The 5174-nt window shown below is 72.9% G+C and carries 4 protein-coding genes; all 4 read right to left on the minus strand.

Annotation, left to right across the window (positions count from 1 at the left end):
• Window positions 1-295: 295 nt before the first annotated feature.
• Window positions 296-1072 (minus strand): TIGR03936 family radical SAM-associated protein, encoded by a 777-nt coding sequence (locus H5J33_RS22840; RefSeq protein WP_181796777.1) that lies wholly within the window; start codon window positions 1070-1072, stop codon window positions 296-298.
• 48 nt (window positions 1073-1120) lie between these two features.
• Entirely contained in the window at window positions 1121-2233 is a 1113-nt protein-coding gene (locus tag H5J33_RS22845) for a hypothetical protein (RefSeq protein ID WP_181796778.1), read from the minus strand.
• A gap of 153 nt (window positions 2234-2386) precedes the next feature.
• On the minus strand, window positions 2387-4348 hold the full coding sequence (locus H5J33_RS22850; RefSeq protein WP_181796779.1) for a TIGR03960 family B12-binding radical SAM protein: 1962 nt from the start codon (window positions 4346-4348) through the stop codon (window positions 2387-2389).
• A 99-nt stretch (window positions 4349-4447) separates the two neighbouring features.
• Window positions 4448-5174, minus strand: a 727-nt coding sequence (locus H5J33_RS22855) for a CHAD domain-containing protein (RefSeq protein WP_181796780.1), incomplete at its 5' end; no start/stop codon positions are given.

Genomic DNA, 5174 nt, shown 5'->3' on the forward strand with positions numbered 1-5174 from the left:
GGAACCCTCTTGGGGTTCGTTCGGTCCGAGCATGCGGGCGTATCTCCCGTCAGGCTCCCGGGCGCCGCACCTGGTCCGGCGCCGGTCTCAGGGGACCGTCCGCCGTTGACGTCCGCGGCCCGCGCGATGCGCGGTGGCCGCCGTCCGGGGCGCGGGCGCCGCACGGGAGCACTCTGTGTCCTGTCTCGCCGGTTCCGTACGCCTTGTCGGTACGGCCTGGCGAAAGTCTTCTGGTCGGTGCGCTGCCCGACCCAGGTGGCTCCCGAGTACGAGGGCGGCGCTACGACGTCCGTCCCTACGCGGGACCTTCCGGCATGGGCGCCGTCGCGGCGGCGGCCGGCTGGGCCGTCAGGGCCCCGGCAGCCTCGCGGTCGGGCGCGAGCGGGTCGGTCACCGTGCCGGTCTCTTCATCGAACAGCCCCTGCGCCAGCCTGGTCACCGCTGCGGGGACCGGCGGCGCCAGGTCGGCCACGGCGCGGAGACCGGACAGGACGTCGTCGGGTCGTACGGCAGGCGTCACGTGCCGAACAACCAGCCGCAGTATCGCACAGGGGCGGTCGCTCGGCCTATCAGCCGGAGCGCCGTGCGTTTCCAGGCTCACCACGGCCGGGCGGGCGTCGAAGGTGCGGACGCCGTTCTTCGTCATCCGCTGCACCTCCACGGTCCCGGCCCGGTTGAAGGCCTCGGCCGCGCGCTCGGCCTCGGCCGGCTCCACGCCGTCCAGCCGCAGCTCCCAGACGGAGGCGGTCAGCCGGTCGGCGAGGCCGGAGGTCCGTGCCTCGACCGCCTCGACGATGTCGAGCCCGGCGGGCAGCGACTCGTCGAGGAGGGCGCGCAGGGTCTCCGGGTCGCGCGGCGCGGTGAGCGCGATCTCCAGGTACTCCGCCTCACTGCCCGTGCCGGTGGGTGCGGCATTGGCGTACGAGACCTTGGGGTGCGGCGTGAACCCGGCCGAGTACGCCATGGGCACCTCGGCGCGGCGCAGCGCCCGCTCGAAGGCGCGCTGGAAGTCTCGGTGGCTGGTGAACCTCAGGCGGCCGCGCTTGGTGTAGCGCAGGCGAATGCGCTGCACCGCGGGTGCGGGCGGCGGGCCTTCGGGCTGTCGCTTGCCCAGTGTCGCTCAGTCCTTCGTGAGTGCGGTCGTACTCCTACCAAGAGTACGTGTGTCGCGGGCCACGGGTTCCCGCCGGTCCACCGGGGCCGGCTGCCGGGGGCTGCCGAACAGCATCCGGCGGAACTCGGCGCGGGCCTGGCGGACCGTGTCGCGGGCCGTGGTCACCGCTTCCCGGGTAACCCGTCCCACCGCGCGTACGCCCAGGGCGACGGGCCGCAGGACGGCGTCGCGCACCGCGTGCCCGGCGGGGGTGAGGACGGTGCGGTACGCCCAGCGCACCGGTTCCACGAAGATCCACCGGAAGAGGGCGGCGAGGGCGCGTCCGACGGCCCGGGAGATCCGGCCCGCGATCCGCCAGGCGTGTCCGAGGGCGTCCCCGGCCTCCCGGGCGACGAGTGCCAGGAACCGGCCGACGGGCGCGAGGACCCAGCGCCACAGCGCGAGCGCGGGCAGGACGAGCAGCACCCGGGCGGTCCAGTACAGGACCAGGCCGATCCCGGCGACGAGGAGGCCCAGCAGCCGGGCGAGTCCTCGCACGCACCAGGCGACGGCCCGGCCGACGGGGGCGAGGACCCGGGTGTGGAGCCATCGCGCGGGGACGACGACCAGGTACCGCACCAGCCAGGCGACGGCCGTGTACCCGCCGAGCCCGACGACGGCCAGTACGGCGCCGGCGCCCTTCAGCAGCCACGCCAGCGCGCGCCCCACGGGGACCAGCACGCGCGCGTAGACCCACGCGAGCCCGGCGCCCACCCCGCGCGCCAGCCGGGCGAGGGCGTGTCCGAGGGGGGTGAGGAGGTACCGGTGGCACCACAGGACCGGTACGACGACGAGGACCCGGACGAGCCAGGCGAGTGCCCTGCCGGCGGGGGCCAGGAGGTACCGCCACAGGGCCAGGAAGGGCCACACGAACAGGGCCCGTCCGGTCCACAGGAGAGCCCGTCCGAGTGGTTTGAGCACGGTGTCCCGCAGAAGCCGTCCGATGACGACGAGCGCGTCCCACACCATCCGCACCGGCACGACCAGCACCAGGACGACGATCCGCACGGGCAGGCGGACGGCGACGACGAGGCACCCTTCGGGCTGGTGGCGCGGTTCCGGCGGCTTCTGGAGATCCATGTCCGGAAAGACGCGCGGACCGGCCGATCGGATCCAGCCATGTCATGTTCACTACGACACATGCCGGGCGTGCGCCCACCGGACGCCACCGAGCCCCCTCCCGGGCGGGCGAGGGGGCTCAGGGATCGTGCGGGGACGTGGGCAGCGGGCGCCTCAGTGCGAGTGACCGCTCGCGGCCGGCGCCGGGCCGGCGTTCTTCACCGTCAGCGGCAGCAGCTTCTTGCCCGTCGGGCCGATCTGGATGTGGGTGTCCATCTGGGGGCAGACACCGCAGTCGAAGCACGGGGTCCAGCGGCAGTCCTCGACCTCGGTCTCGTCCAGGGCGTCCTGCCAGTCCTCCCAGAGCCAGTCCTTGTCCAGACCGGAGTCGAGGTGGTCCCAGGGCAGGACCTCCTCGTAGGTGCGCTCACGGGTGGTGTACCAGTCGACGTCCACGCCGAAGGGGGCGAGGGCCTTCTCCGCGCACGCCATCCAGCGGTCGTAGGAGAAGTGCTCGCGCCAGCCGTCGAACCGGCCGCCGTCGTCGTACACCGCGCGGATCACCGCGCCGATGCGGCGGTCACCGCGGGAGAGCAGGCCCTCCACGATGCCGGGCTTGCCGTCGTGGTAGCGGAAGCCGATCGAGCGGCCGTACTTCTTGTCGCCGCGGATCTTGTCGCGCAGCTTCGCCAGGCGCGCGTCCGTCTCCTCGGCCGACAGCTGCGGCGCCCACTGGAAGGGGGTGTGCGGCTTGGGCACGAAGCCGCCGATGGAGACCGTGCAGCGGATGTCGTTGGAGCCGGAGACCTCGCGGCCCTTCTGGATCACGCGCGTGGCCATGTCGGCGATCTGGAGGACGTCGTCGTCGGTCTCCGTCGGCAGACCGCACATGAAGTACAGCTTCACCTGGCGCCAGCCGTTGCCGTAGGCCGTCGCGACCGTACGGATCAGGTCCTCTTCCGAGACCATCTTGTTGATGACCTTGCGGATGCGCTCCGAGCCGCCCTCGGGGGCGAAGGTCAGACCGGACCGGCGGCCGTTGCGGGTCAGCTCGTTGGCCAGGTCGATGTTGAAGGCGTCCACGCGGGTGGAGGGCAGGGAGAGGCCGATCTTGTCGTCCTCGTACCGGTCCGCGAGGCCCTTGGCGACGTCGCCGATCTCACTGTGGTCGGCCGAGGACAGGGACAGCAGGCCCACCTCCTCGAAGCCGGTCGCCTTCAGGCCCTTGTCGACCATCTCGCCGATGCCGGTGATGGACCGCTCACGCACCGGGCGCGTGATCATGCCGGCCTGGCAGAAGCGGCAGCCGCGGGTGCAGCCGCGGAAGATCTCCACGGACATCCGCTCGTGGACCGTCTCCGCCAGCGGCACCAGGGGCTGCTTCGGGTACGGCCACTCGTCCAGGTCCATGACCGTGTGCTTGGACACCCGCCACGGCACGCCGGAGCGGTTGGGCACCACACGGGCGATCCGGCCGTCCGGCAGGTACTCCACGTCGTAGAAGGCCGGGACGTACACCCCGCCCGTCTTCGCGAGGCGGAACAGCACCTCCTCGCGGCCGCCGGGGCGGCCCTCGGCCTTCCACTCGCGGATGATCCGGGTCATGTCGAGGACGGCCTGCTCGCCGTCGCCGATCACGGCCGCGTCGATGAAGTCGGCGATCGGCTCCGGGTTGAAGGCCGCGTGGCCGCCGGCCAGGACGATCGGGTCGTCCTCGGTGCGGTCCCGGGACTCCAGCGGGATGCCCGCCAGGTCCAGCGCGGTGAGCATGTTGGTGTAGCCCAGCTCCGTGGAGAAGCTGAGGCCGAACACGTCGAACGCCTTCACCGGACGGTGGCTGTCCACCGTGAACTGCGGGACGCCGTGCTCACGCATCAGCGCCTCCAGGTCCGGCCAGACGCTGTAGGTGCGCTCGGCGAGGACGCCCTCCTGCTCGTTGAGGACCTCGTAGAGGATCATGACGCCCTGGTTGGGCAGACCCACCTCGTACGCGTCCGGGTACATGAGCGCCCAGCGGACGTCGCACTCGTCCCACGGCTTGACCGTGGAGTTGAGCTCTCCGCCGACGTACTGGATCGGCTTCTGCACGTGCGGGAGCAGAGCTTCGAGCTGCGGGAAAACCGACTCGACAGGCATCTCGCGAACCTTCATGAGCTGACGGGGGTATCCCCCGGCCGGAGGCTGGGGGCGGGGTGACCATCAAGCGTAACCCGCCCGGCGGGGCGTCCCGCACGCTCAGCCGGAGAGCCGGTCGGCGATCTTCTCCCACCGCCCGGCCAGCTCCGCCTCCAGCCGGGCCGCGTGGCCCTCCTCCCTGCCGTACAGCAGCCCGTAGGTGAACGTGCTCTCCCCCGCCGCGTGGGCCACCGCGGCCAGCTCGCGCAGGGTGCGGCGGGCCATGACGCCGTCCTGGTGGTCGCCGAGCAGGGTGGTCAGGCTCTTCATGGCCTTGGTGAGGGCGCGGGCGGGGGCGCCCAGGGCGTCGGTGGCGGCCTCGGCCGCGTACCGGGTGCGCTTGGCCTTCTTGCGGGCCTCGTGCAGCGCGCGGTCACGCTCCTCGCCTGCCGGCAGGGCGAGCGCGTGCTCCAGCAGGGCCGCCAGCTTCCGCTCGTCCTTGCGCACGGCCTTGGCGAGCGCCTTCTTCGGTTTCCGCGCCGCCGCCGCGCGCAGCGGGGGGTCGGCGAGCAGGGCGTCCAGGGCGTCGAGCAGGGCCAGGTAGCGGCGGGAGTCCAGGACGCCGGTCAGATGGGCGTGGGCGCCGTGGCGGGCCTCGGCCCAGGCGGTGAGCCGTTCCGGGACGGGGCCGGTGACCAGGTCGGGCGGCAGCGCGTCGAGGGCGCTGGTCAGCCGGTCGGCCAGCACCTCCTGGTCGCGTTCGGTGCCCAGCTCGCCCGCGAGCCACTTCAGCTCGGCGCCCACGGGTCCGGTGGCGGCGCGGTCGAGGACGCCGGTGAAGGTGCGC

This window comes from Streptomyces sp. WELS2, assembly GCF_013870595.1.
Lineage (GTDB): Bacteria > Actinomycetota > Actinomycetes > Streptomycetales > Streptomycetaceae > Streptomyces.